This window comes from Streptomyces luteosporeus (assembly GCF_039532865.1).
In the GTDB taxonomy this organism is placed as follows: Bacteria; Actinomycetota; Actinomycetes; order Streptomycetales; family Streptomycetaceae; genus Streptomyces; species Streptomyces luteosporeus.
Map to the genome: position 1 here is coordinate 401,499 of NZ_BAAASL010000003.1, position 21,429 is coordinate 422,927.

19 protein-coding genes are annotated in these 21,429 nt (G+C 74.6%); 9 read left to right on the forward strand and 10 right to left on the reverse strand.

Annotated elements, in window-relative coordinates:
- Positions 1 to 16: 16 nt before the first annotated feature.
- A complete protein-coding gene (locus tag ABD361_RS05720; RefSeq protein WP_425583150.1) occupies positions 17 to 889 on the reverse strand; it encodes a polysaccharide deacetylase family protein in 873 nt (290 codons plus the stop codon).
- 9 nt (positions 890 to 898) lie between these two features.
- A complete protein-coding gene (gene zapE, locus ABD361_RS05725; protein WP_344433678.1) occupies positions 899 to 1,969 on the reverse strand; it encodes a cell division protein ZapE in 1,071 nt (356 codons plus the stop codon).
- Positions 1,970 to 2,111: 142 nt separating this feature from the next.
- On the opposite strand from zapE, the gene ABD361_RS05730 reads away from it, so the two are divergent.
- Positions 2,112 to 2,918 carry a pyrimidine reductase family protein gene (locus tag ABD361_RS05730; RefSeq protein WP_344433619.1) on the forward strand — a complete coding sequence of 269 codons (807 nt, stop codon included), beginning with the start codon at positions 2,112 to 2,114 and terminating at the stop codon, positions 2,916 to 2,918.
- 160 nt (positions 2,919 to 3,078) lie between these two features.
- Entirely contained in the window at positions 3,079 to 3,582 is a 504-nt protein-coding gene (locus tag ABD361_RS05735; protein WP_344433620.1) for an indole-3-glycerol phosphate synthase, read from the forward strand.
- A gap of 30 nt (positions 3,583 to 3,612) precedes the next feature.
- Here ABD361_RS05735 and ABD361_RS05740 read toward each other — a convergent pair whose 3' ends face one another.
- Both ABD361_RS05740 and ABD361_RS05745 read right to left on the reverse strand, forming a co-directional pair.
- A complete protein-coding gene (locus ABD361_RS05740; RefSeq protein WP_344433621.1) occupies positions 3,613 to 4,293 on the reverse strand; it encodes an ABC transporter ATP-binding protein in 681 nt (226 codons plus the stop codon).
- Positions 4,290 to 5,354 carry an ABC transporter permease gene (locus ABD361_RS05745; RefSeq protein ID WP_344433622.1) on the reverse strand — a complete coding sequence of 355 codons (1,065 nt, stop codon included), beginning with the start codon at positions 5,352 to 5,354 and terminating at the stop codon, positions 4,290 to 4,292. Before ABD361_RS05745 ends, ABD361_RS05740 begins: the two co-directional genes overlap by 4 nt.
- 173 nt (positions 5,355 to 5,527) lie before the next feature.
- On the opposite strand from ABD361_RS05745, the gene ABD361_RS05750 reads away from it, so the two are divergent.
- The 4 genes from ABD361_RS05750 to msrB all read left to right on the forward strand — a co-directional run bounded on the left by ABD361_RS05750 (position 5,528) and on the right by msrB (position 9,287).
- The gene (locus tag ABD361_RS05750; protein ID WP_344433623.1) at positions 5,528 to 6,757 is read left to right on the forward strand and encodes a sensor histidine kinase; all 1,230 of its coding nucleotides are present in this window, start codon (positions 5,528 to 5,530) and stop codon (positions 6,755 to 6,757) included.
- Entirely contained in the window at positions 6,754 to 7,398 is a 645-nt protein-coding gene (locus ABD361_RS05755) for a response regulator (protein ID WP_344433624.1), read from the forward strand. Before ABD361_RS05750 ends, ABD361_RS05755 begins: the two co-directional genes overlap by 4 nt.
- A 68-nt stretch (positions 7,399 to 7,466) precedes the next feature.
- The gene (murC, locus tag ABD361_RS05760) at positions 7,467 to 8,861 is read left to right on the forward strand and encodes a UDP-N-acetylmuramate--L-alanine ligase (RefSeq protein ID WP_344433625.1); all 1,395 of its coding nucleotides are present in this window, start codon (positions 7,467 to 7,469) and stop codon (positions 8,859 to 8,861) included.
- Between the two features lie 18 nt (positions 8,862 to 8,879).
- Positions 8,880 to 9,287, forward strand: a complete 408-nt coding sequence (gene msrB, locus ABD361_RS05765; protein ID WP_344433626.1) for a peptide-methionine (R)-S-oxide reductase MsrB — start codon at positions 8,880 to 8,882, stop codon at positions 9,285 to 9,287.
- A 16-nt stretch (positions 9,288 to 9,303) separates the two neighbouring features.
- On the opposite strand, the gene ABD361_RS05770 is transcribed toward msrB, so the two are convergent.
- The 4 genes from ABD361_RS05770 to lpdA form a co-directional block, all read right to left on the reverse strand.
- On the reverse strand, positions 9,304 to 9,594 hold the full coding sequence (locus ABD361_RS05770) for a hypothetical protein (RefSeq protein WP_344433627.1): 291 nt from the start codon (positions 9,592 to 9,594) through the stop codon (positions 9,304 to 9,306).
- A gap of 6 nt (positions 9,595 to 9,600) precedes the next feature.
- A complete protein-coding gene (gene treZ, locus ABD361_RS05775) occupies positions 9,601 to 11,412 on the reverse strand; it encodes a malto-oligosyltrehalose trehalohydrolase (RefSeq protein ID WP_344433628.1) in 1,812 nt (603 codons plus the stop codon).
- A gap of 61 nt (positions 11,413 to 11,473) precedes the next feature.
- Entirely contained in the window at positions 11,474 to 12,385 is a 912-nt protein-coding gene (locus ABD361_RS05780; protein ID WP_344433629.1) for a GNAT family N-acetyltransferase, read from the reverse strand.
- A gap of 77 nt (positions 12,386 to 12,462) precedes the next feature.
- On the reverse strand, positions 12,463 to 13,887 hold the full coding sequence (gene lpdA / locus ABD361_RS05785) for a dihydrolipoyl dehydrogenase (RefSeq protein WP_344433630.1): 1,425 nt from the start codon (positions 13,885 to 13,887) through the stop codon (positions 12,463 to 12,465).
- An 85-nt stretch (positions 13,888 to 13,972) separates the two neighbouring features.
- Here lpdA and ABD361_RS05790 point away from each other — a divergent pair, with 85 nt between their 5' ends.
- Positions 13,973 to 14,857, forward strand: coding sequence for a LysR family transcriptional regulator (locus ABD361_RS05790; RefSeq protein ID WP_344433632.1), 885 nt, complete (start codon positions 13,973 to 13,975; stop codon positions 14,855 to 14,857).
- 68 nt (positions 14,858 to 14,925) lie between these two features.
- Positions 14,926 to 15,342, forward strand: coding sequence for a phage tail protein (locus ABD361_RS05795; protein WP_344433633.1), 417 nt, complete (start codon positions 14,926 to 14,928; stop codon positions 15,340 to 15,342).
- Positions 15,343 to 15,362: 20 nt separating this feature from the next.
- Here the strand turns inward: ABD361_RS05795 and treY are convergent, their stop codons facing one another.
- A complete protein-coding gene (gene treY / locus ABD361_RS05800) occupies positions 15,363 to 17,687 on the reverse strand; it encodes a malto-oligosyltrehalose synthase (RefSeq protein WP_344433634.1) in 2,325 nt (774 codons plus the stop codon).
- Positions 17,688 to 17,717: 30 nt separating this feature from the next.
- Positions 17,718 to 19,841: a glycogen debranching protein GlgX gene (gene glgX, locus ABD361_RS05805; protein WP_344433635.1), complete on the reverse strand. Its 2,124-nt coding sequence runs from the start codon at positions 19,839 to 19,841 to the stop codon at positions 17,718 to 17,720.
- A 284-nt stretch (positions 19,842 to 20,125) separates the two neighbouring features.
- On the opposite strand from glgX, the gene ABD361_RS05810 reads away from it, so the two are divergent.
- On the forward strand, positions 20,126 to 21,379 hold the full coding sequence (locus ABD361_RS05810) for an SAV2148 family HEPN domain-containing protein (RefSeq protein WP_344433636.1): 1,254 nt from the start codon (positions 20,126 to 20,128) through the stop codon (positions 21,377 to 21,379).
- Positions 21,380 to 21,429 lie beyond the last annotated feature (50 nt).

Below are 21,429 nucleotides of genomic sequence, written 5' to 3' on the forward strand. Positions count from 1 at the left end.
GCCGGTTCCGGACCGGTCAGGGCCGGGCCAGAAGGTCCGAGACCCGTACCAGTTCGTAGCCGCGCGCCCGGAGCTCCGGTACGACGCGGCGCACCGCCTCCTCCGTCGTCGGGGCCGCGCTGCGCGTGCAGTGCATGACGACCACCGATCCCGGTTTCACCTGGGAGAGCACCTGGTCGGCCACCGGGCCCGCGTGCTTGGCGAACGCGTCCCCGCTCACCACGTCCCACTGGACGGCCGTCACCTTCGCCGGTGCCAGTTCCTTGAGCATGGCCGCGTCGTGGCAGCCGCCGGGGAAGCGGAAGTACGGCACCACGTGCTCGACCCCCGCCCGCCGGAAGGCGTCGAACGCGCGCTGGACGTCGGTGACGGCCGTGCCGTGCGGGACGGCCGGCAGGCCGTAGCAGGGCTGGGTGAAGGCGTGGTGGCTGTAGGAGTGGTTGGCGACCTCGAAGAGCGGGTCGGCGCCGATCGCCCGGGCCTGGTCGGGGTACTGCTCCGCCCAGCGGCCGGTCATGAAGACGGTGGCGGGCACCTTCAACTGCCGCAGCGTCGCGATCAGTCCGGGGTTGTCGAAGCGCTCGCCGCGTGCCGCCCGCGGCCCCTGATCGGCCGTCATGTCGGCGTCGAAGGTCAGCGCCACGCGCTTCGCCCCGTCCCGCCGTCCGTGCGAGAAGACGGGGGTGGCTCCGTCCGGCCCGGGCGGCAGCGTGGGGACGGCGGACGGTGACGGTGAGGGCGCCGCGGGCGAGGAGACGCCGCCCTGGGCGGAAGGGGCCGCCGCCGGCCTGCCCGGCTGCGTACCGCCGCCGCAGGCCGTCAGCGCGCAGCCGAGCGCGACCACGGCGAGCGCGGTGCGGAAGGGGGTACGGGAGGGTGGCAGCGGCACGGGGGAACGCTACCCCTCGGCCAGCCCCTTCGCGTCACGGGCCAGTGCGGTCAGCCGGGAGATGGCCCGGAAGTACTTCTTGCGGTAGCCGCCCTCCAGCATGTCCTTGCCGAACAGCTCGTCGAAGGGGCGGCCCGAGGCCAGCACCGGGACCTCGCGGTCGTAGAGCCGGTCGGCGAGGACGACCAGGCGCAGCGCGGTGGACTGGTCGGGCACCGGCTCGACGCCGGTCAGGCACACGGCACGGATTCCGTCGCACATGGCGCCGTACCGGCTGGGGTGCACCTTGGAAAGGTGCTCGAGCAGGTCGGGGAAGGCGTCGAGGGAGGCGCCGGGGGTGGCGTGGGCGACCCGCTCGACGGTGGCGTCGTCGTAGGGGGCGGGGGCCTGGGGCAGGCCGCGGTGGCGGTAGTCCTCGCCGTCGATGCGCAGGGGGCGGAAGTGGGCGGACAGGCCCTGGATCTCGCGCAGGAAGTCGGCGGCGGCGAAGCGGCCCTCGCCGAGCTTGCCCGGCAGGGTGTTGGAGGTGGCGGCGAGCGCGACGCCGGCGTCGACGAGCTTGCCCAGCAGCGTGGAGACCAGGACGGTGTCGCCCGGGTCGTCCAGCTCGAACTCGTCGATGCACAGCAGCTTGTGTCCGCCCAGGGTCTGCACGGTCTGCTGGAAGCCGAGCGCGCCGACGAGATTGGTGAGCTCGACGAACGTGCCGAACGCCTTCTGCTCGCGGGGGGCGGGGGTGGCGTGCCACAGGGAGGCCAGCAGGTGGGTCTTGCCCACGCCGTAGCCGCCGTCGAGGTAGACGCCGCGCGGCCCGGCGGGCGCGGCGGCCTTCGTCTCGCGGCGGAACCAGCGCTTGCGGCCGCTGCCGCCGGCGGCGGCGCCCAGGCCCGCGGCGAAGCCGCTCAGCGTGGCTACGGCCTCGGTCTGGCTGGGCTGGGCGGGGTCGGGGATGTACGTGTCGAAGCGCACGGCGTCGAAGCGCGGCGGCGGCACCATCTCGGCGACCAGGCGGTCGGCGGGGACGTGCGGGGCGCGCGAGGTCAGCGCGACGGGCCGGCCGGCCACGGCGTCGGTGCCTATGGAGCCGGAAGGGCCGGTCGAGCCGGTGGAGCCGGTCGAGCCGGTGGACGGTGCGGTGGAGGTCGACACAGCCGTCCAGCCTAGCCCGCGGCAGGGGGGAGGGGCGGTTCCGCACGGGGCGAGCCGTGTCACACTGCCGCCTATGCGACGCCTGTTCCCGTACCCCGTCAGCCCCGCCGACCTCGAGGACCGCGAGTGGGGGCTGGACGAGCTGGCCGGCCTGTACGCCTATCCCGAGCACAGCGGCTCGGGTCCGTGGCTGCGGGCCAACATGGTCTCGTCCCTGGACGGGGCCGCCCACCACGAGGGCCGCTCGCAGCCGCTGTCCTCCGCGGCGGACATGCGGATCTTCGGCACCCTGCGGGGGCTCGCGGACGCGGTCGTGGTCGGCGCCGAGACCGTACGCCAGGAGGGCTACCGGCCCGCTCGGGCCCGGGAGGCGTTCGCCGCGCGGCGGGCCGCGCTCGGGCAGGGGCCCGCGCCGGTGATCGCCGTGGTGAGCGCGGGGCTCGCCCTGGACTTCACGCTGCCGCTGTTCACCTCCCCGCTGGTGCCCACCGTCGTGCTCACGGGCGCGGCCGCCCCGGCGGAGCGCGTGGCCGCCGCGCGCGCGACGGGTACCGAGGTGGTCGTGGCGGGCGAGGGGCGCGAGGTGGACGCCGCGCGCGTACCGGCGCTGCTGGCCGAGCGGGGCCTGACCCGGCTGCTCACCGAGGGCGGCCCCCGGCTGCTGGGACAGTTCGCCTCGGCCGGGGTACTGGACGAGATGTGCCTGTCCCTGGCACCGATGGTGGCCACCGGCACGGCACCGCGGATCATGGCGGGACCGCCGCTGGCGGTGCCGGCGCGCTTCTCGCTGGAATCGATGCTGGAGGACGCCGGCTTCCTGTTCACCCGCTACCGCAGGATCCCCGATCACGGGGAGTGTCACGGCTCGGCAATGATCTGACAATGGACGGAATTTCCCGTTCCGCTTCTCTTCCGGCGGGCAGAATTGAGTCAGACACTCCCCTGAGGGCACAGCATCAAAACAGGCGTGCTCCCGGGGAGTACGCGCAGGATGGGTTCTGTAGGGGCCCGGTGGCCCATGGAGAAGAAGGGCTCCCACCGTGTTCACGAGCGTACTGATGATCGAGCAGCCGCTGTCGGCGGCAGATGTCGAATTCGTCACGACCCTCCACGACGACGACATGTCCTTCGTCGTCCTCATGCGCCCCAGAGGCGACGAGGACCGGCTGCTGCGCGCCATCGACGACGTCGCCCTCGGCGAGCTGGAGCGCGCCCTGCACGAGGCCGACGAACCGGAGGGCGAGGCCGCCCTGCGCCCCGCGGCCCTCGCCCTGGAACACTCCCTGCGCCGCCTGCGGGACGCCGGCTGCGAGGCGGTGGGCCAGATCATCGACGGGCACCCGCTGGACCTGCTGCGCTCCGTGGTGGAGCAGACGCACGCCGACGAGGTCATCGTGCTGACGGCTCCGCACCTGGTGGAGGAGTTCTTCCACCGGGACTGGGCGTCGCGGGCGCGGCACAAGGTGGGGGTGCCGGTGCTGAAGCTGTACGCGCATGCGGACGGGGAGGCGGAGCCGGAGCCGGAGGCGCCTGCGGCGGGCTGAGCCCGGGGCCCCGCCCCGGGCTCCACCGGCCTACGCCAGCCGGCCGTCCGACATGTGCAGCACCCTGTCCGCCCGCCCCAGCAGGCCCGTATCGTGCGTCACCAGCACCGTCCCCGTCCCGTGCCGGCGCGTCACCGTTGCCAGCAGGTCCGTGACCGCCTCGCCGCGGGCCCGGTCGAGGGCGGAGGTCGGTTCGTCGACGAGCAGCACCGACGGCTGCCCGTACAGGGCCCGTGCGATGTTCACCCGCTGGCGCTCGCCGCCCGACAGCTGATGGGGCCGGCGGCGCCAGGTGGCGGCGCTCAGGCCCACGGATTCCAGCAGCTCCCGCGCCCGGATCCGGTCGCGCGGTGCGCCGCGCAGGTGGGCGACCGCCAGCAGTTGTTCCTCGGCGGTCAGGGAGGGCAGCAGGTTGGCCTGCTGGAAGACGATGCCGACGCGGTCGCGCCGCAGGGCCGCCAGAGCCCGTGGGCGCAGCCCGGCCGTGTCGTGGCCGGCCACGACGACCCGTCCGGTGTCGGGGCGCAGCAGCGTGGCCGCCACGGCCAGCAGGCTGGACTTGCCGGAGCCGGAGGGCCCTGCGACCGCGACCAGCTCGCCGGGGGCGACGGTCAGACGGATGCCGTCGAGGGCGGTGAGCCGGCGGCCGCCGTCGCCGTCGGGGTAGGTCAGGCCGACGTCTTCGAGGACGAGGGCGGGCGGAACGGTCATCGGGAGGCTCCCAGGGCGATCAGCGGGTCGACGGAGGTGATGCGGCGTACGGCGAGCGCGGACCCCGCGAGGCCCAGCAGCACCATCGCCCCCACCGGTACGGCGACCGTGGCCGCCTTCAGTTCGAAGGGCACGGCCGCCGCGGCCAGCGCCCCGCCCAGCGCTCCGGCGCCCGCCCCGGTCAGCGCGCCCGCGGCCAGCACGACTGCCGCCTGCCCGAGCGCGTCGCGCACCAGGTAGCCGCTGCTCGCGCCGACGGCCTTGAGGACCGCCACGTCGGGCCGGCGCTGCACCGTCCAGACCGTGAAGAAGGCCCCCACCACCAGCGCGCCGACCACGAAGAGGAAGCCCTGGACCATGCGCAGCGTCCCGTGCTCGGCCGCATAGCCGTCGATGCCGTCCAGCGCCTCGGCGCGGGCCACGGCCTTCGTCGTCCGGGCCGCCGCGCCCCCGGGCGTGCCGGGGCCGCCGACCGCGAGGGCGGTGGGCTGCCGCAGGTGGCCGACCCCCTGCCAGGTGGCGGGGGTCGTCCAGACGGTGGGCGCGTGCCCGTACGAGCGGTCGGCCGTGATCCCGGAGACGGTCAGCTCGCGCGTGCCGAGCGTGATCCGGTCGCCCGGGCGCAGGCCGTGGTCGCGGGCGGTGCGCTCACCGACCGCCACCTGCCCCTCCTGCGGCCCGTGGCCCGCGGCCACGGGCGGCAGCAGCCGCGCGGGCACGCCGAGGACGCTCACGGAGGCCGCCGAGCCGCCGGCCGTCAGCCGGGTCATCGCCACGCCCACCGGCTCCGCCCAGCGCACGCCCGGCGCCCGGCGCCAGGCCTCGGCCTGCTGCTCGCCGACCGTGCTGTTGGCGAACGACACCTCGGGTGCGGCCCCCGCCGGGGCGCCGAAGACGATCCGGTCCGCCGGCAGGCGGGCGATCGCGGACGTCGCCTCCCGGGCCAGGCCGTCGGTCAGCCCGTACAGGAAGACCACCAGCGTGGTGATGAGGGCGACGACCGCGCCCATGAGGGCGAAGCGCCCCCGGGCGAAACGGATGTCACGCAGCGCGACGAACACGAGGAGACACAACCTTTCGGAGGACGATGCCTCCACTTTCGCGCCGGTGCGCGCGCCTGCCATCGGGGCAAGGAGCGGTTGCGCTGCCGTACGTCCGGTGCACCCGGAAATCCATCGAACGGTTGATGGGGACGCCGCGAGAGCCCCGTTCACGGCCCCGTACGCTCGATGGGGTGAGCCGAACGAGCCCTTCCGACGTCGTCGCGGACATGCCCGCGCTGCGGCTTGTCCGTCTCGCCCTGCACGGCGCCTTCTACGCCCTGCTGGCCGTCGCCCTCGCGCCCGTCGTCACCGGCTCCGAGCCCCCGGTCACCCTCCTGCCCGCCCTGGCGCTGGCGGCCGCGTACGCCGTGGGCGTGCTGCGGCGCGGCGCGCGCCGCCCGGGTCCGTGGCTCGCCGTCGTCACCGCCCTGTGGCTGGTCCTGCTGGCCATGGACCGCGGCTTCAGCTACCTGGCCTTCCCGCTGTTCTTCCTGTACCTGCACGCCATGCCGGTGCGCTGGGCGCACCCGGCGATCGCGGCCGCCACCGGGGCCGTCGTGGCCGCCCAGGCGGCAGGTCCCGGCGGGCTGACGGCCGCCAAGGTCGTCGGGCCGGTCGCGGGGGCGGCGGTGGCCATCCTCACCGGGTACGGCTACGCCGTGCTGTACCGGGAGAGCCGCCGGCGGCAGCGGCTCATCGACGACCTCGTGCGCACCCGCGACGAGCTGGCGGCGGCCCAGCGCGAGGCGGGCCGGCTCGCCGAACGGCAGCGCCTGGCCCGGGAGATCCACGACACCCTGGCCCAGGGCCTGTCCAGCATCGTGCTGCTCGCCCGCGCCGCCGAGGCGGCCGGGCCGCAGGGGGCGCTGGAGCGGGTGCGGGAGATCGGCCGCACCGCCGCCGACAACCTCGACGAGGCCCGGCGCTTCGTCGCGGCCCTCACCCCGGCGGCCCTGGAGGACGCCCCGCTGCCCGAGGCCCTGCGGCGGGTGACCGCCCGTACGGTGCCCGGTGCCGTCTTCCGCCTCGACGGCGAGCCGTACCCGCTGCCGGTGGAGACCGAGGTCGCCCTGCTGCGCCTGACGCAGGAGGCGCTCGCCAACGTCGCCCGGCACGCCCGGGCCGAGCACGCGGCGGTGACGCTCGCGTACCTCGACGGGGAGGTCACCTTGGACGTGTACGACGACGGCGCCGGCTTCGCCCCCGGCGGCGTCCCGGCCGGGGGCCGGCGCACCTTCGGCCTGCACGGCATGCGCGAGCGCATCGCGGAGCTGGGCGGCACCCTGACCGTCGAGTCCGCCCCGGGCGAGGGCACGGCCATCGCGGCGAGCGTGCCGGCCCCCTCCGGGGAGCGCACCGCCGCGGACCGGCCGGCGCCCGCCCTCCTCGGTGGCGCGCCGCACCGCAAGGGGGCCGCATGAGCGGCACCACCATCGGGGTCCTCCTGGTCGACGACCACCCCGTGGTGCGGCGCGGGCTGCGCGCCATGGTCGACGAGCTGCCGGACGTGGAGGCCGTGGGCGAGGCCGGCGACGGCGCCGAGGCGCTGCGGCTGCTCGCCGAGGGCGCGCACCCGCACGTCGTCCTCATGGACCTGCAGATGGGCGACGGCATGCACGGCGTGGAGGCCACCCGGCGCATCACCGCCCTGCCGTCCCCGCCGGCCGTGCTGATCCTGACCACCTACAGCACCGACGCCGACATCCTGGCCGCCGTCGAGGCCGGCGCCACCGGCTACCTCCTCAAGGACGCCCCGCCCGAGGAGGTCGCGGCCGCGGTCCACGCCGCGGCGCGCGGCGAGACCGTCCTCGCCGCGCCCGTCGCCGCGCGCCTGCTGGGCCGGGTGCGCTCCGGGGGGCGGCCCGCGCTCTCGCCGCGCGAGACCGAGATCCTGGGGCTGGTGGCCGAGGGCCTGCCCAACCGGCAGATCTCCAAGCGGCTCTTCATCAGCGAGGCCACGGTCAAGACCCACCTGGTGCACATCTACGACAAACTGGGCGTCGACAGCCGTACGGCGGCCGTCGCGGCGGGCCTGGCCGCGGGGCTGATCAGGGCGGTGTGAGGGGCCCGGCCCGCGAGGGTGCAAGAATCCTCGTAGCCACACCGCACACGACCCAGGGAGCACCGCACATGGCACCGGCCGTCCCGGCGACGATGGAACGACCGCACTTCATCGGCATCGGCGGTGCCGGCATGTCGGGCATCGCGAAGATCCTCGCCCAGCGCGGCGCGGCCGTCGCCGGCAGCGACGCCAAGGAGTCGGCGACCGCCGCGGCCCTGCGCGCCCTGGGCGCCACCGTGCACATCGGGCACGCGGCCGGGCACCTGGCGGCCGACGCCACCTGCGTCGTCGTCTCCAGCGCCATCCGCGCCGACAACCCCGAGCTCGCGGCCGCCGCCGAGCGCGGCATCCCGGTCGTGCACCGCTCCGACGCCCTGGCCCGCCTGATGGACGGCCTGCGCCCGATCGCGGTGGCCGGCACGCACGGCAAGACGACCACCACCTCGATGCTGGCCGTCTCCCTGGCCGCACTCGGCCTGGACCCCTCGTACGCGATCGGCGGCGACCTCGACGGCCCGGGCACCAACGCCCGGCACGGTGACGGCGAGATCTTCGTCGCCGAGGCGGACGAGAGCGACCGCAGCTTCCACAAGTACGCGCCCGAGGTCGCGATCGTCCTCAACGTGGAGCTCGACCACCACGCGAACTACGCGTCGATGGAGGAGATCTACGACTCCTTCGAGACCTTCGTCGGCCGCGTCCGCCCCGGCGGCACGCTCGTCGTCAGCGCCGACCACGCCGGTGCCCGCGAGCTGACCGCCCGCGTCGCCGGCCGGCCCGACCTGCACGTGGTCACCTACGGCGAGGCCGAGGACGCCGACGTGCGCGTCCTGGACGTCACCCCCCGCGGCCTGACCAGCGAGGTCACCGTCGACCTCAAGGGCAGGGAGCTGACCTTCGGCGTCAGCGTCCCCGGCCGCCACTACGCGCACAACGCCGTGGCCGCGCTCGCCGCGGGCGCCGCCCTCGGCGTCCCGGCGGACGACCTCGCCGCCGCGCTCGGCAAGTTCACGGGCGTCGGCCGCCGCCTGCAGCTCAAGGGCGAGGCCGGCGGGGTGCAGGTCATCGACTCCTACGCCCACCACCCCACCGAGATGACCGCCGACCTGGAGGCCATCCGCGGGGCGGCCGCCGACGCCCGCGTCCTGGTCGTCTTCCAGCCGCACCTGTTCAGCCGCACCCAGGAGCTGGGCACCGAGATGGGGCAGTCGCTCGCCCTGGCCGACTCCTCGGTGGTGCTCGACATCTACCCGGCCCGCGAGGACCCGGTCCCCGGCGTCACCAGCGACATGATCATCGATGCGGCGAAGGAGGCGGGCGCCGACGTCCGCCCCGAGCACGACATGGCCGCCGTCCCCGACGTCATCGCGGGAATGGCCCGCCCCGGCGATCTGGTTCTGACCATGGGGGCGGGCGACGTGACGGACCTCGGTCCGCGGATCCTGGCCCGCCTGGAGAGCTGAGCCGGGAGGACGGACGAGATGCCGTACGAGGTCGACAAGACGGACGAGCAGTGGCGGGCCGAGCTGAGCCCCGAGGAGTACCGGGTGCTCCGCGAGGCCGGCACCGAGCCCGCCTTCCGCGGGGAGTACACCGACACCACCACGCCCGGCGTCTACAGCTGCCGGGCGTGCGGGGCGGAGCTGTTCCGCTCCACGGAGAAGTTCGCGAGCCACTGCGGCTGGCCCAGCTTCTTCGACCCGAAGGACACGGACGCCGTCGAGCTGCTGGAGGACCGCTCGTACGGCATGGTGCGCACCGAGGTCCGCTGCGCCCGCTGCGGCTCCCACCTCGGGCACGTCTTCGAGGGCGAGGGCTACCCCACGCCCACGGACCAGCGCTACTGCATCAACTCGATCTCCCTGCGCCTGGAACCGGAAGCGGGCTGACGCCGGTCCTGGCCGCCTATCCCAGGGCGGCCAGGCCCTTGCGCAGGTCGTCGGCGTTCATGACGGGGTACAGCTCGACCTCCGCGTCGGCGTTGAGGAAGAACCGTTCGACGACGGAGGGGATCTGCGAAGGGTCCTGCAGGTCGAAGACCAGCAGGCACGTCCGGCCGCCGTCCATCGCCGTGAAGTAGGCCGCCTCGGGCTTGAGCTGCCCGAGGAGCTCCTCGATCACCTCCGGCATCGTGCCGTCGCGAATGCTCTCGTTGGAGGCCGCGGTGTCCAGCCGGGCCCGAAGCAGCGTACGCATGACGCCTCACTCCCTCGCGTCACTGGTGCCCACCACACTCCCAGGGTCCGCCGCGCCGCCGGAGGCGTGCAAGCGCAGCACGGCCGGCGTGTACGGGGGCAGCCGCAGGGTGCCGTCCGGGTCCGGTGGGGGGAGGGGCTGCCAGGCGGCGAGGAGCTCGGCCCCGGCCGCCGCGGGGCCCAGCGGGATGCGGGCCGGTTCGGCAGAGAGGTTCACCGCCACGTGCACGTCTCCGCGGGCGAAGTGGACGGTGCGCCCGGTGACGTCCAGCGCCTCGTAGTGCCAGTGCGGGTCGGTCAGGGCCGGCTCGGTGCGGCGCAGGGCGATCAGCCGCCGGTACCAGGCCAGCAGGGCCGCGTGCGGTGCGCGGCGGGCCTCGTCCCAGTCCAGGCAGGAGCGCTCGCGCGTGGCCGGGTCCTGGGGGTCGGGTATGGCGTCGGCCGCCCAGCCGTGGGCGGCGAACTCCCGGCGGCGGCCGGTGCGGACGGCCTCGGCCAGCTGCGGGTCGGTGTGGTCGGTGAAGAACTGCCAGGGCGTACGGGCGCCCCACTCCTCGCCCATGAACAGCATCGGGGTGAAGGGCGCGCACAGCACCAGCGCGGCGGCGCAGGCGAGTTGTCCGGGCGTGAGGCGGGCCGCGAGGCGGTCCCCCTGGGCGCGGTTGCCGATCTGGTCGTGGGTCTGGGCGTAGCCGAGCAGCCGGTGGGCGGGGGTGGTGCGGGTGTCGAGGGGGCGGCCGTGCGGGCGGCCGCGGAAGGACGAGCGGGTGCCGTCGTGGAAGAAGCCGCCGCGCAGGGTCTTGGCGAGGGCGTGCGCGGGGTCGGCGGCGAAGTCGGCGTAGTAGCCCTGGGACTCGCCGGTGAGCGCGGTGTGCAGGGCGTGGTGGAAGTCGTCGTTCCACTGGGCGTGCAGGCCCAGGCCGCCGGCCGGGCGGGGGGTGGTGGTGAGGGGGTCGTTGAGGTCGGACTCGGCGACGAGGAACAGCGGCCGGCCCAGGCGGGCGGCCAGCGCGTCGACGGCGCCGGAGAGTTCGGCGAGGAAGTGCTTCGGGCGCGTGTCGTGCAGGGCGTGGACGGCGTCCAGGCGCAGCCCGTCGAGGCGGTAGTCGCGCAGCCAGGCGAGCGCGCTGCCGGTGAGGTAGGCGCGCACCTCGTCGGAGCCGGGCGCGTCCAGGTTGACGGCCGCGCCCCAGGGGGTGTGGTGGGCGTCGGTGAAGTACGGGCCGTAGGCGGGCAGGTGGTTGCCGGAGGGGCCCAGGTGGTTGTGCACGACGTCCAGGACCACGCCCAGGCCCAGGTCGTGGGCGGCGTCGACGAAGCGCACCAGCCCGTGCGGCCCGCCGTAGGGTTCGTGCACGGCCCAGGGCGCCACGCCGTCGTACCCCCAGCCGTGGGTGCCGGGGAAGGGGCACACGGGCATGAGCTCGACGTGGGTGACGCCGAGCCGGGCCAGGTGCGGCAGGTGCTCGGCGGCCGCGGCGAAGGTGCCCGCACGGGTGAAGGTGCCCACGTGCAGTTCGTAGAGGACGGCCCCCGGCAGCGGGCGGCCGCCCCACCCGCCCGGCCGTTCCCGCCAGGGGAAGCGGCGGACGTCGACGACGGCGCTGAGCCCGTCGGGCCCGTCCGGCTGGCGGCGCGAGCGCGGGTCGGGGCGCACGGGCCCGCCGTCGAGCGCGAAGCCGTACCGGGTGCCGTCGGCGGCCGGCGCCTCGCGGCGCCACCAGCCGGCGCGGCCGGGATCGCGTTCCATGACGTACCGGCGGCCGCCGGCCAGCAGTTCCACGGCGCCGGCACCGGGCGCCCACACCTCGAACAGCACGACGGCTCCCTCCGGCGCCCTGCGACGGCGATCCCCTCCATGGTGCCGCCCGGGACCGGCTTCAGGGAACGAGGTCGATGCGCTCCTGCGTGACGGGGTAGCCGGCGCGGGCGAAGGTGGCGGCCATGGGGTGGTTGGCCTGGTCGGTGGCGGCGGCGATCCTCTCGGCGCCGTGGCCGGCCAGGTCGTGGGTGCAGGCGGCGAGCAGGTCGTGGGCGTAGCCGCGGCCGCGGTGCTCGGGGACGACGCCGATGTAGCCGATGCAGGGGCTCGCGGGGTTGTGCGCGGGGATGTGCAGGCCGACGATCTCGCCCGCGGGCGTGTACGCCAGGCGCCACCAGGCGCGGGGCGAGGGCATCCAGTGCAGCAGGGCCATGGCCTCGTCGAGGGCGGCCTCGATGCCACCTTCGGCGATGTTCCGGCGGTCGTGGGCGTCCAGCGTTCCGTGCATCGTGCGGCGCAGTACGTCGCGGACGACGGCGTCGTCCGGTTCGGGCCGGAAGAGGAGCCGGCCGGGCTGCTCCGGCAGTCCGCAGGACGGCGTCCACTCGTAGCGGTACCGCTCGACCAGTGGTTTCAGGCCGGCCGCGACCGCCGCGTCGATGCGGGCCTGCGCGGCGGCCCGTACGTCCGGGTGCTCCCGCCAGCCGGGCGGGACGAGCAGGGCGTACTCGGTACGGAAGGGGGCGCTGCGCAGCAGCAGGGCGGCGGCGTCGTGCTCGCCGTCGGCGAAGTCGAACCAGTCCAGCGCCTTGGGCGCGGTGTCGTCGGGCCCCGCCCACCAGGCGGCGCGGGCGACGACGGCCCCGTCGCGCAGAGCCACCCACGTCCATTCGGGGCGGTAGTCGCCGCCCTCGTGGCGGGGCAGGTAGCGGTGGCCGAAGGCGGCCCGGCCGACGAGGCCGGGGTCGGGCAGGGTGGTGAACAGGGCGGTGTCGTGCTCGGTGAGGGCGCGGACGACCAGTTCGGTCACGGGGTTCCTTCCGGTGGGCGGCCCGGTCACGGTAGGCAGGGGCCCCCGGGGCCGGCCACCGGTTTTCCGACGCACCGTCAGGCGCCCTGCGTGCCCTGCTGGTGCAGCCCGCGCCCGGCCAGGGTGAGCATGACCTCGCCGACGGCCTCGGAGAGGGTGGGGTGGGGGTGGATGTGGCGGGCCACGTCGGCGGGTTCCGCTTCCCAGCCGACGACCAGCTGGCTCTCGGCGATCATCTCCGAGACGTGCGGGCCCACCAGGTGCACGCCCAGGACCCGGCCGCCGCGTTCGGCGACGACCTTCACCATGCCGCCCTGCCCGTGAACCATGCCCTTGGCGACGGCGGTCAGCGGCATGGTGGAGCACACCACGTCGTGGCCCGCCTCGCGGGCACCGTGCTCGGTCAGGCCGACCGAGGCGGTCTGCGGGCTGGAATACGTCACGCGCGGTACGGCCGGGTAGTCCACCGGGCCGGGAGCCCGTCCGGCGAGCGTCTCGGCGACGAGCAGTCCTTCGGCGAAGGAGGCGTGGGCCAGGCCCGGCGAGGGCGGCGGGAGCAGGTCGCCCACCACGTGGATGCCGGCCACGGCCGTCTCCAGGCGGCCCCAGTCGGCCGGGGCGACGAACCCGCGGGCGTCCGTGGCCAGTCCGGCGGCCGCCAGGTCCAGCCCGTCGGTGACCGGCTCGCGCCCGACGGCCACGAGCAGCCGGTCGGCGCGCAGTTCGTGGGTGGTGCCGCGGGCGGTGCGCAGGGTCGCCCGGACGCCGTCCTCGTACGGGCGCACGTCCTCCAGTCGGGCGCCGGTGTGCACCTCGATGCCCCGCTTCTTCAGGCCGCGCGCCAGGTGACGGCCCACGTCGGCGTCCTCCAGCGGCAGCAGCCGGTCGGCCGCCTCCACCAGGGTCACCGCGGACCCGGTCGAGCGGTGCAGCGAGGCGTACTCGACGCCGATCGCCCCGCCGCCCAGCACCAGCACCGAGCCGGGCAGACCGGGGGCGAACAGCGCGTCGTCACTGGTGACGACGCGGTGCCCGTCGGGCCGCAGGCCCGGCAGCGGGCGCGGCCGCGAACCGGTGGCCAGCACGATCCCGCGCCGGGCGCGGTACTCCTGCGCCGCCCCGGCGGCGGTGACGCGGACGGTACGGGTGCCGGTGAGGGCGGCGGAGCCGCGGACGATGCGGACGCCGGCGTGGGCGAGGTGGCCCTCGACGCCGCGGTGGTTGCGGCGCACGATGTCGTCGCGGGTCGCCGTCAGGGCGGCCCAGTCGATCCCGTCGAGCCGGGCCCGTACGCCCCAGCGCTCGCGCGCCTCGGCGATCCCGTCGACGAGCTCGGCGGCGTGCAGCATCGCCTTGCTCGGTATGCAGCCGCGGTGCAGGCAGGTGCCGCCCACCAGGTCGCGTTCGGCGAGGACCACCTCCAGGCCCAGGGCCGCGGCGCGCAGGGCGGTGCTGTAGCCGCCCGTGCCGCCGCCGATGACGATGACGTCGGTCTCATGCATGCCCTCACCCTCCGGCCGTCGGGGATCATGAGTCCAACGCAATGTTTCGATTGGTTCGATGAAGGCTGTTCATGGGGGGCCTGCGGTGAGCCTGCGGCAGATGGAATACCTCGTCACGGTGGTCGAGGAGCAGTCCTTCACCCGGGCCGCCGAGCGTCTGAACGTCAGTCAGTCCGCGCTCTCCCACCAGATCAAGGCACTCGAACGCGAGACCGGCGGACCGCTGCTGGAACGCCTCGCCCACGGCGTCCGGCCGACCCCCATGGGCCGCGCCTACCTCCCCCACGCCGAACGCGCCGTCCGCAGCGCCGGCCAGGCCAGGCGCGCCGCCCGCGCCGCCGCCGGCGCCGAGGGCGGCGAACTGCACGTCGCCACGCTGCACGCGCTGGCCGTCGGCGTCCTGCCGCCGGTCCTGGCGCGCTGGGGGCGCGAGGTCCCGGGCGTACGGCTGCACCTGCACGAGTACGTGACCCCCGACGACCTGCGCGACGGCGTCGAACGCGGCGTCGCCGACGTCGCCGTCGGCCCCCGGCCGCAGGACTGGCCCGGCCCGGTCGTCCCGGTCGGCGAGGAGCGCATCGTCGTCGTCACCTCCGCCGACGACCCCCTGACCAGGCGCCCGCACCCCGTCCCCCTCCCCGCCCTCGCCGACCGCCTGTGGGTGCGCTGCGCCCTCGAACCCCTGGTGGAGGGACGGCGCTGGCTGGACGTGGTGTGCGCGCGGGCCGGTTTCGCGCCGCGGACCGCGCTGGAGACCGAGCACTCCTCGACGGCGGTCCGCATGGCGGCGGCCGGCGTCGGCATCGTCGCGGCCCCGACACACCTGGCGGCCACGACGCCGGGCACGGCGACGGTGCCGGTCGACCCCGCATGGCGCCGCGAGCTGGCGGCGTTCACACGGGTGGAGCTGACGGGGGCGGCGGCGGAGTTCGTCCGCCTGTGCGCAGGAGAGGTCCCTGCGACGGGCTGAGGTTGTCGGTAGGGTCGTCCGGGGGTGCAGTGACCTTGCCGTGTGTCCGGCTGACACGAGGAGTCCCCATGTCCGTGCCCGCCTTCCGTTACCGGGTCTCCATCGACGGGCAGCACCACCTTTTCTGCAGCGTCTCCGGCCTGGAGATCAGCTACGGCACCGTCGAAATCGAGGAGGGGTCGGGTGACCGGTTCGTGGTGCCCGGCCGGAGAAAGTTCCCCGAGGTCTCGCTGCGGCACGGCTCGGCCGACGGCTACCAGGCCCTCTACGACTGGATCAGCTCCATCAGCGGGAGCAGCGTCGAGAAGAAGGACGTGACGGTCGCTCTGCTCGACGAGACGCTCTCCCCGGCGGTGACCTGGACCGTCATCGGCGCCATCCCGGTCACGTTGACCTCGCTCGTCCATGCCGAGGGCTCCGGTCGGCCCGTCATCGGGGAATTCGTCCTGTGCGGCCTCGGAGTCACGGCGGAGTTCACGAGCTGACGTCCCGGCCGCCCGCAGGGCTACCCGCCCCGCACCAGCAACGCCACCGAATCGTCCAGCCGGATCGAGCCCTCGTGTGTACGCCCGCTCAGCACGTCCCGCCACTGCCCCCCCGGCAGCGGAAGGACCGTTTCCCCCGCACCCGCCCGGTGCGGCAGCCGCACCGCCGCCGCGATCACCGCTCCCGCCCGGGCGAACGCCACCACGTGCTGCGGTGACGGCAGGGGCTCGTACGTCGCCTCCGGGCCGAACCACTGCGGGTGTGCCCGGCGCAGCCGCAGGGCCGTGCGGGTCAGGTACAGCTTCTCCGCGGACAGGCCCTCCGCCGTCCCGTCGAACCGTGGCGGTCGCCGGTTGTCCGGGTCGACGAGCGCCGCGTACACGCGCTCGGTGCCCATGTACACGTCCGGCACCCCCGGCATTGTCAGGTGCAGCAGCGTCGCCCCCAGCACGTGGGCCCGTACCGCCGGTGCGGCCGCCCGGGCCAGGGGGGTGAGCTCGGCGTGGGCGGGGCCGCCGGGGCCGGTGGTGACGAAGGTGCGCACTGCCTCCTCGTACGCCGCGTCCGGTTCCGTCCACGTCGTCAGCAGGGCCGCCTCGCGCACGCTCTTCAGTACGGCCGGAACCAGCCGCTCCGCATCCCCGGTGCCCAGCCCGAAGGCGGTCTGCCAGGCGGTCCAGGCCACATGCGGGTCGGGGCCGGGGATCTCGGACCACAGGCGTTCCATCAGCTGTGCCCACTGCTGCGGGTGGGCGGTGAGCGCGGCGATGCGGGCGCGCACGTCCGCGCTGCGCTTGGTGTCGTGGGTGGTCAGCACCGTTGCGGTGGCCGGCCAGTCGTGCTGCAGCCGGGTGCAGAAGGCGTGGAACTCCTCGGGGGCGACGGCGGGGCGGTCGGGGCTGCCGCCGACCTCGTTGGCGGAGAGCAGCGGCACGTAGCGGTAGAAGGCGGTGTCCTCGACGGACTTGGCGCGCAGGGCCGAGGCGGTCTGGGCGAAACGGGCGCAGAAGTCGCGCTGGTCGGGGCCGTCGCCGAGACGGCCGAGGGCGGCGTCGCGCACGAGTTCGACGGCGCCGGCCTCCTCCGGGACGCCGAAGGCGCCGCGGGCCCCCTGCGCGGCCGCCTCCAGCAGGGCGGCGTCGGCAGGGGCCGGGGGCCGGCCGGGCAGGGCGTAGGGCCGGTAGACCGGCAGGCGGACGAGGATCTCGCGCAGGGCGGTGCGTATCGCCCAGGGGGCGTGGTCGCGCAGCCGGTGGTCGCTCTCGCACAGGCGCACTGCGGTGCGCACGAGCCGTTCGGCCTCGGCGGCGAGCTCGTGGGTGATCACCCGGTGGGCGGCACGCCGTACGGTGGCGGCCCAGTCGCCGCCCCGGTCGGGCGGGCAGGCGGTGAAGGAGCGGTAGGCGGTGGCGAGGGCGCGGGCGCCCTCGGGATCGGTGAACAGCCCGTCGAGGTGGCGCAGGGCGTCGTAGCCGGTGGTGCCGGCGACGGGCCAGCCGGCCGGCAGGTGCTCGTCGTGGGCGAGGATCTTCTCCACGACCGTCCACCGGCCGCCGGTGGCGTCGTCGAGCCGGGCGAGGTAGCCGGCCGGGTCGGCGAGCCCGTCGGGGTGGTCGACGCGCAGCCCGTCGACGACGTCCTCCCGCAGCAGGCGCAGCACGGTGGCGTGGGTGGCGGCGAAGACGTCGGGGTCCTCGACGCGGACGGCGATGAGGCCGGAGACGGTGAAGAACCGCCGGTAGTTCAGCTCGGTGCGGCCCAGCCGCCACCAGGCGGGCCGGTACCACTGGGCGTCGAGCAGCTCGGGCAGGGGAAGACGCTCGGTGCCCGGCCGCAGGGGGAAGGCGTGCTCGCCGTGTCGCAGCACGCCGTCGTCACCGACGGTGAAGTGCTCCAGCTCCTCGCCGAGCCGCCCGGCGAGGACCGGCAGCAGCACCTTGCCGCCGTGCTCGGCCCAGTCGATGTCGAACCAGCGGGCGTAGGGGGAGGCGGGCCCGTCGCGCAGCACCTGCCACAGGGGGCCGTTGAGGTGCTCGGGGGCGGGCACGGCCATGTGGTTGGGCACGATGTCCACCACCAGGCCCAGCCCGTGCTCCCGGGCGGTGCGGGCCAGGGCGCGCAGCCCCTCCTCGCCGCCGAGCTCCTCGCGCACCCGCGTGTGGTCGACGACGTCGTACCCGTGGGTGGAGCCGGGGACGGCCTCCAGGACGGGGGAGAGGTGCAGGTGGGAGACGCCCAGCCCGGCGATCCGCGGCACGGCCCGTTCGGCCGCCGCGAAGGGGAAGGCCGGCTGCAGCTGCAGCCGGTAGGTGGCCGTCGGTGGTGCCCAGCTCTTCCGCTTCACAAGAACGTGTGTACCCGCATCGGGCACCGCTCAGGCCGGGCGCTGCAGGATCACCAGGCTGCGCCCGGTGACGCTCAGCCGGTCGCCGGCCTGCACCTTGGGGCCGGGGGCGGTTGCGTCGGCGCGGGCGGTGTCGACGACGATCTGCCACTGCCGGCCGTGGTCGACGGGGGCGGTGAAGTCGAGCGGCTGGTCGTGCGCGTTGAACATCAGCAGGAAGGAGTCGTCCAGGATGGGCTCGCCGCGCGGTCCGGGCTCGGAGATGGCCCCGCCGTTGAGGAAGACCGTCAGGGACCGGGCGTGGGCGACCTGCCAGTCGCCGTCCCGCATCTCCTCCCCGTCCGGGGTGAACCAGGCGATGTCGGACAGATCGTCGTGGGTGCCCTGGGCCGGCCGGCCGTGGAAGAAGCGGCGGCGCCGGAAGACGGGGTGCTCCCGGCGCAGGCGCACCATGGCCCGGGTGAACTCCAGCATCCGCCGCGCCAGCGCGTCCGCCCCGTCCTGCGGGTCGGGCCAGTGCACCCACGACAGCTCGCTGTCCTGGCAGTAGGCGTTGTTGTTGCCGTGCTGGGTACGGGCGAACTCGTCGCCGTGGCTGAGCATGGGCACGCCCTGGGAGACCATCAGGGTGGCGATGAAGTTGCGCATCTGCCGCTCGCGCAGGGCGAGCACCTCCGGGTCGTCGGTGGGACCCTCGACGCCGCAGTTCCAGGAGCGGTTGTAGCCCTCGCCGTCCTGGTTGTTCTCGCCGTTGGCCTCGTTGTGCTTGTCGTTGTACGAGACCAGGTCGTGCAGGGTGAAGCCGTCGTGGCAGGTGACGAAGTTGACGGAGGCCAGCGGGCGCCGGCCGTCGTCCTGGTAGAGGTCGGAGGAGCCGGTCAGCCGCGAGCCGAACTCCGCGAGGGTGGCCGGCTCGCCGCGCCACAGGTCCCGCACGGTGTCCCGGAACTTGCCGTTCCACTCGGTCCACAGCGGCGGGAAATTGCCCACCTGGTAGCCGCCCTCGCCCACGTCCCACGGCTCGGCGATCAGCTTCACCTGGCTGACCACCGGATCCTGCTGCACCAGGTCGAAGAACGACGACAGCCGGTCCACCTCGTGGAACTGCCGGGCCAGCGTCGCCGCCAGATCGAAGCGGAAGCCGTCCACCCGCATCTCGGTCACCCAGTAGCGCAGCGAGTCCATGATGAGCTGCAGCACATGGGGGCTGCGCATCAGCAGCGAGTTCCCGGTGCCGGTGGTGTCCATGTAGTACCGCGGGTCGTCCGCCAGCCGGTAGTACGAGGCGTTGTCCAGCCCCCGGAAGGACAGGGTCGGCCCCAGGTGGTTCCCCTCCGCCGTGTGGTTGTACACCACGTCGAGGATCACCTCGATGCCCGCCTCGTGCAGCGCCCGCACCGCCGACTTGAACTCCAGCACCTGCTGCCCCCGGTCGCCCCAGGAGGCGTAGGCATTGTGCGGGGCGAAGAAGCCGATCGTGTTGTAACCCCAGTAGTTGGACAGCCCCGCGTCCACCAGCCGGTGGTCGTTGACGAACTGATGCACCGGCATCAGTTCGAGCGCCGTCACCCCCAGCTCCGTCAGGTGCTCGATCACCGCCGGATGCGTCAGCGCCGCATAGGTGCCCCGCACCTCCTGCGGCAGCGCCGGGTGAAGCATCGTCAGGCCCTTGACGTGGGCCTCGTAGAGCACCGTGCGGTGGTAGTCCGTGCGCGGCGGACGGTCGTCCCCCCAGTCGAAGTACGGATTGACCACCACGGACGTCATCATGTGCGGCGCCGAGTCCATGTCGTTGCGCTTCTCCGGCCGCCCGAACCGGTAGCCGTACACCGCCTCGCCCCAGTCCACCGCGCCGCTGACCGCCTTCGCGTACGGGTCCAGCAGCAGCTTCGCGGAGTTGCAGCGCTGCCCGCGCCCCGGCTCGTACGGGCCGTGCGCCCGGAAGCCGTACCGCTGCCCCGGCATCACCCCCGGCAGGTACGCGTGGCGCACGAAGGCGTCGGACTCCTTCAGCTCCACCGCCGTCTCCGAGCCGTCCTCGTGCAGCAGACACAACTCGATCCGCTCCGCGGCCTCGGAGAACACCGCGAAATTGGTCCCGGCGCCGTCGTACGTGGCGCCCAGTGGATAAGCCTGTCCCGGCCAGACCTGCATGCAGTGAGTCTTCCACCCCCGCGGCCGCTTTCCGCAGATCTTCGGCAAAAGCGTCGCCGCACCCGTCCCGGCGCGGCCGCTCCGGCTGCGCACCACCACACTTCTGGCTATGAATCAGCTCACGTCACCCCGCAGCACCCGCGGACAACCCGCACCTCGGACGGCCGAGTTGGCCGGAAGCCGGGGCGCGAGCGGATGCACCGCCTCCCGGGCGCACAGTAGTCTGCCTTGATCATCGACAACGGGCTTGACCATCGACAACGGGGGCGGAAGGCGGTGCGCACGTGAGCTCGGGCGGGCTGGAGCTGCCCCCCGGAGACGACACTCCGGACGAGGACGGCCCCACCGACACACCACCGGGCGTGGTGTCCCTGACCCGCCCGAGGGAAATCGGGGCGGAACTGGACTGGGACACCACGGCCTGGGACGAGGTGCGCACCCGCGCCCGCCGGGCCGGGCGCGCCTACATCTGGCTCAACCTCGTCGAACAGCGGCTGCGCGCCGTCGTCGCCGCCGTGCTGCGCCCGGTCTACGAGCCGGTGCACGGCGAGGAGGAGTGGGTCGTCGCCGCGGCCGGGCCCGCCGGCCAGGAGTGGGTCCAGCGCGCCGTCGCCGTGCGCGAGGTCAGCCGCCGCAAGGGCTACCTCCTCGACCCGGCCGACGACAACGTCCTGTCCTTCCTCACCCTGCCCCAGCTGCGCGAGCTGCTGGTCCAGCACTGGCCCTGCTTCGAGCCCTACCTCGACGACCGGCGCGAGCTGGAACTGGCGCTGGACGAGCTCGAGGTCGCCCGCAACGTCGTCTCCCGCAACCGCGCCCTCTCCCGCGCCGTCCTCGACCAGGCCGAGCGCGCCTCGGCCCGGCTGCTGGCCATCCTCGGCAGCGCCCACGGCACGGGCGCCCACTCCGCCGACCGGCTGCCCGTCGACGCCGTCGAGGACCTCGTCGGCGACCGCTACGCCGACGTCGTCGGCGTCCACCCCGACCGGGTCCGCCTGCAGCGCCAGCTGCCCGTCGAGGACCTCTTCGGCAGCGCCCGCCGCCTCGACGCCGTCGGCATAGGACTGAACCTGCTCGTCCAGAACTACTCCGGCCGCCGCCTGGTGCGCCTGGCCGAGTCCGGCTGCCGCACCCGGCTGCTCTTCCTCAACCCCGCCAGCAGCGCCGTGCGCCGCCGCGAGCGGGAACTGGGCATCAAGAAGGGCGAGATGAGCCGCTCGGTGGAGATGAACATCATCCACATGCGGCGGGTGCGCGCCGCCCTGCGCGACCCCTCCTCCTTCGAGATCCGCGTCTTCGACGAGACCCCCCGCTTCACCGCCTACCTCGTCAACGGCGACGGCCCCGACGGGCTCGCCGTGGTGCAGTCCTACCTGCGCAAGGCGCGCGGCATGGAGTCACCGGTGCTCGTCCTGCGCGGCGGCAACGGACGGAACCTGCTGCGCGACGGCCGGCCGGCCGACGACGACGGCGGGCTCTTCGCCACCTACCGCGAGGAGTTCGAGAGCGTCTGGGAGGACTCCCGGCCCGTCTCCTGACCGACGCGGCGGGCCGCCGGCGGCGGGCGCGCGCCCGCGTTGTCAGTGGC

What these genes read in the sequence shown, in the direction of transcription:
- murC (WP_344433625.1), top strand. Translation starts at nt 7,467, where the DNA reads ATGGCACCGGCCGTCCCGGCGACGATGGAACGACCGCACTTCATCGGC.
- ABD361_RS05730 (WP_344433619.1), top strand. Translation starts at nt 2,112, where the DNA reads ATGCGACGCCTGTTCCCGTACCCCGTCAGCCCCGCCGACCTCGAGGAC.
- ABD361_RS05770 (WP_344433627.1), bottom strand. Translation starts at nt 9,594, where the DNA reads ATGCGTACGCTGCTTCGGGCCCGGCTGGACACCGCGGCCTCCAACGAG.
- msrB (WP_344433626.1), top strand. Translation starts at nt 8,880, where the DNA reads ATGCCGTACGAGGTCGACAAGACGGACGAGCAGTGGCGGGCCGAGCTG.
- ABD361_RS05755 (WP_344433624.1), top strand. Translation starts at nt 6,754, where the DNA reads ATGAGCGGCACCACCATCGGGGTCCTCCTGGTCGACGACCACCCCGTG.
- ABD361_RS05740 (WP_344433621.1), bottom strand. Translation starts at nt 4,293, where the DNA reads ATGACCGTTCCGCCCGCCCTCGTCCTCGAAGACGTCGGCCTGACCTAC.
- glgX (WP_344433635.1), bottom strand. Translation starts at nt 19,841, where the DNA reads ATGCAGGTCTGGCCGGGACAGGCTTATCCACTGGGCGCCACGTACGAC.
- ABD361_RS05795 (WP_344433633.1), top strand. Translation starts at nt 14,926, where the DNA reads ATGTCCGTGCCCGCCTTCCGTTACCGGGTCTCCATCGACGGGCAGCAC.
- lpdA (WP_344433630.1), bottom strand. Translation starts at nt 13,887, where the DNA reads ATGCATGAGACCGACGTCATCGTCATCGGCGGCGGCACGGGCGGCTAC.